We start from the raw sequence: 2,845 nt of genomic DNA, 5'->3' as shown, positions 1-2,845 counted from the left end.
CCCCCCCCCCCCGCCCCCCCCCCGCGGCCCCCCCTCCCCCCCCCCCCCCCCCCCCCCCCCCCCCCCCCCCCCCCCACTCTACGGATGGTCCAGCGGCTTGGGCGGCTGCACCCGGTTCAGGCGCTCTCGGTGCAGCAGGTACAGGCCCGAGGCCACGATGATGGCTGCGCCGGCCCAGGTGTAGCCGTCGGGCAGCTGGCCCCAGAAGGCCAGGTCCCAGCCGATCACCCAGACCAGGCCGCTGTATTCCAGCGGCGCGATCATCGACGCCTCGCCCAGTTGGAAGGCACGCGTCAGGGCGATCTGCCCCAGCGCACCGGCCAGGCCCATGCCGGCGATCAGCGGCGCATGGGCCAGCTGCAGCGGCACCCAGCCGGGCAATGCCAACAGGCCGGCCCCGATGGCCATGATGACCAGGAACCAGACCACCATCGACTGCGAGGTATCGGTGCGGGTCAGCAGGCTGACGGTGATCGCGGCGATGGCATAGGCCGTGGCGGCCGCCAGCACCATCAGGCCGGGGATGGAGATGAAACCATCCACGCCCGGCCGCAGCACCACGATCACCCCCAGCAGGCCGACGCCGATGGCCACCCAGCGCCGCGGCCCGACCCGCTCGCCCAGCAACGGCACCGACAGGGCGGCGATCAGCAGCGGGGCTACGAAGTAGATGCTGTAGGCGGTGGATAGCGGCAGATCGCGCAGGGCGAACACGAAGCAGCCGATCATCGCCATGCCCAGGCCGCCGCGCAGCAGGTGCAGGCCCCACCGGCGGGGAATGAGCGAACGCGGGCCGGCGCTGGCCAGCACCCAGACCAGCACGAAGGGCAGCGAGGCGGCGCCACGCAGGAAAGTGACTTCCAGCGACGGATAGCTGGCCGACAGCTGTTTCATGCCGGCGTCCATCAGCGAGAAGCAGGCCACGGCGGCGACCATCCAGGTCACCGCGCGAGAGGGGGAGCGTTGCGCGTTCATGGCCCATTATCGCCGACCGCGTGCCCGGCCGGGCGCCGGGCATGGGCGCCGCGATAGAATGGCGGCCACTGAATTCCGCGGAGCCACGCCCATGCCTTCCTTCGACGTCGTGTCTGAAGTCGACACCCACGAACTGACCAACGCCATCGACCAGGCCAATCGTGAACTGGCCACCCGCTTCGACTTCAAGGGCGTGGAAGCCAAGTTCGAGCGCGAGGGCGATGTCATCAACCAGACCGCGCCGACCGAGTTCCAGCTCAAGCAGATGAACGACATCCTGCGCGCCCGCCTGGCCGCGCGCGGCATCGACGTGCTGAGCCTGGAGTTCGGCGACATCGAGACCAACCTGGCCCAGGCCCGGCAGAAGATCACCGTCAAGCAGGGCATCGAACAGAAGATCGCCAAGAAGATCGCTGCCGCGCTGAAGGAAGCCAAGCTGAAGGTCGAAAGCCAGATCAACGGCGACAAGCTGCGCGTGCAGGGCAAGAAGCGCGACGACCTGCAGGACGCCATCGCCGTGCTGAAGGCCGGCAAGTTCGAGCTGCCGCTGCAGTTCAACAACTTCCGCGATTGATGGATGCCGCCGGGCATGGCCCGGCGCTACCCGGGGGATCGCGCGATTGATGACCCGGCGCGCCCCGGGCCGCCGCGGTAGCGCCGGGCCATGCCCGGCGGACTGCCCGCTTAATCGCGCAGCAGCTTGTACAGCGTGGTGCGCGAAATACCCAACTGGCGGGCGGCCAGGCTGAGATTGCCTTCGGCCGCCTGCGCCGCACGCCGTGCAGCTTCGCGCTGCTGCTGGCGCAGTGGCACGTCGGCCACGGCCACCGGCGCCGCTGCCCGGGTACGCGGTGCACGCGGTGCCCGCAGGTGCTGCAGGTAGACCGCACTGCCCTCGCCCAGCCGCACCCGATGCGCCGGCCCGGGCTGCAGCAGGCGGCGGCGCTGCGCCGCACTGGCGCCGGCAAACACCGCCTGCATCGACAGCAGCGGCAACGGCCCACGGCGCGGCAGGCCCAGCAGGCGCCGCGCCACCCGGTTGGCCGCCCGCAGCTGCCCATCGTCCTGCACCGCCAGCAGCCCCTGCAGCGGCGTGGCCAGCCAGCGCGGATCGTGCTGCACGGCCAGCAGGTGCACATCAGCCAAGCCCTGGAACAGCCGGTTCTCGCTGGCCAGCGCGGCCTGCCGGAAGTAGCCCTGCAGCAGCGCCGGATCACGCTCGCCCAGCCCAGTGATGTCGATCGCCCCACAGACCTGGCCATCGAGGTCATGCAGCGGCTCGCTCAGGCAGAACACCGGCGCGAAGCGCTGCAGGTAATGTTCGTTGCCGCGCACCAGCGCCGGCACATCGTCGGCCAGGCTGACCGCCGGCGCGGTGGTACCGATCTCGGCCTCACCCAACCGCCGCCCGACCTGGATCGGCCGCAGCAGCGGCGCATCTTCCAGGCCATGCGCCTGCTGCGCGATGACCAGGCCCTCGCGGTTGGCGCAGAACATCGTCCAGCCACGGCCACCGAAGGCGGCCCACAGCTGTTCCAGCTCGGGCTGCACGCAGCGCGCAAGCCGCCGGTCTTCGGGATCGCGCAGGCGCAGGCCATCGCCCTGCAGCGGCGGATAGTAAGGCTCCTGCCCCGGCTGCACCCCGGCCGCGCGTGAACGCTGCCAGGAATGCTGCAGCGGCAGCGGCAACACCGCCAAGGACTGCACATCGCCTTCCGCGAACGCAGCACGCGCGGCGACCAGCTGTTGTTGCCCGACTGTCGTGGCCATCATGGAAGCAGAGTACACCCGCGCATGCCATGCCCGCGCAGCCGTGGGGGGCCCCCGGGGGGGCCCCCCCCCCCCCCCCCGGGGGGGCGCCGGGGGGGGG

The 2,845-nt window shown here is 71.3% G+C and carries 3 protein-coding genes; 1 reads left to right on the top strand and 2 read right to left on the bottom strand.

The genetic code is table 11. The features are described from left to right. Positions 1 to 78: 78 nt before the first annotated feature. On the bottom strand, positions 79 to 975 hold the full coding sequence (locus IAE41_RS22140; RefSeq protein ID WP_108758875.1) for a DMT family transporter: 897 nt from the start codon (positions 973 to 975) through the stop codon (positions 79 to 81). A gap of 91 nt (positions 976 to 1,066) precedes the next feature. On the opposite strand from IAE41_RS22140, the gene IAE41_RS22135 reads away from it, so the two are divergent. After that, positions 1,067 to 1,549: a YajQ family cyclic di-GMP-binding protein gene (locus tag IAE41_RS22135; protein ID WP_108747403.1), complete on the top strand. Its 483-nt coding sequence runs from the start codon at positions 1,067 to 1,069 to the stop codon at positions 1,547 to 1,549. Between the two features lie 110 nt (positions 1,550 to 1,659). Here the strand turns inward: IAE41_RS22135 and IAE41_RS22130 are convergent, their stop codons facing one another. Then, positions 1,660 to 2,748, bottom strand: a complete 1,089-nt coding sequence (locus IAE41_RS22130; protein ID WP_200734584.1) for a helix-turn-helix domain-containing protein — start codon at positions 2,746 to 2,748, stop codon at positions 1,660 to 1,662. Positions 2,749 to 2,845 lie beyond the last annotated feature (97 nt).

Source organism: Stenotrophomonas sp. S39 (genome assembly GCF_016624665.1).
Lineage (GTDB): Bacteria > Pseudomonadota > Gammaproteobacteria > Xanthomonadales > Xanthomonadaceae > Stenotrophomonas.
Note: the sequence above shows the minus strand (reverse complement) of the source record. Positions and strands in the feature narration are given on the sequence as shown.

What these genes read in the sequence shown, in the direction of transcription:
- IAE41_RS22135 (WP_108747403.1), top strand. Translation starts at nt 1,067, where the DNA reads ATGCCTTCCTTCGACGTCGTGTCTGAAGTCGACACCCACGAACTGACC.
- IAE41_RS22130 (WP_200734584.1), bottom strand. Translation starts at nt 2,748, where the DNA reads ATGATGGCCACGACAGTCGGGCAACAACAGCTGGTCGCCGCGCGTGCT.
- IAE41_RS22140 (WP_108758875.1), bottom strand. Translation starts at nt 975, where the DNA reads ATGAACGCGCAACGCTCCCCCTCTCGCGCGGTGACCTGGATGGTCGCC.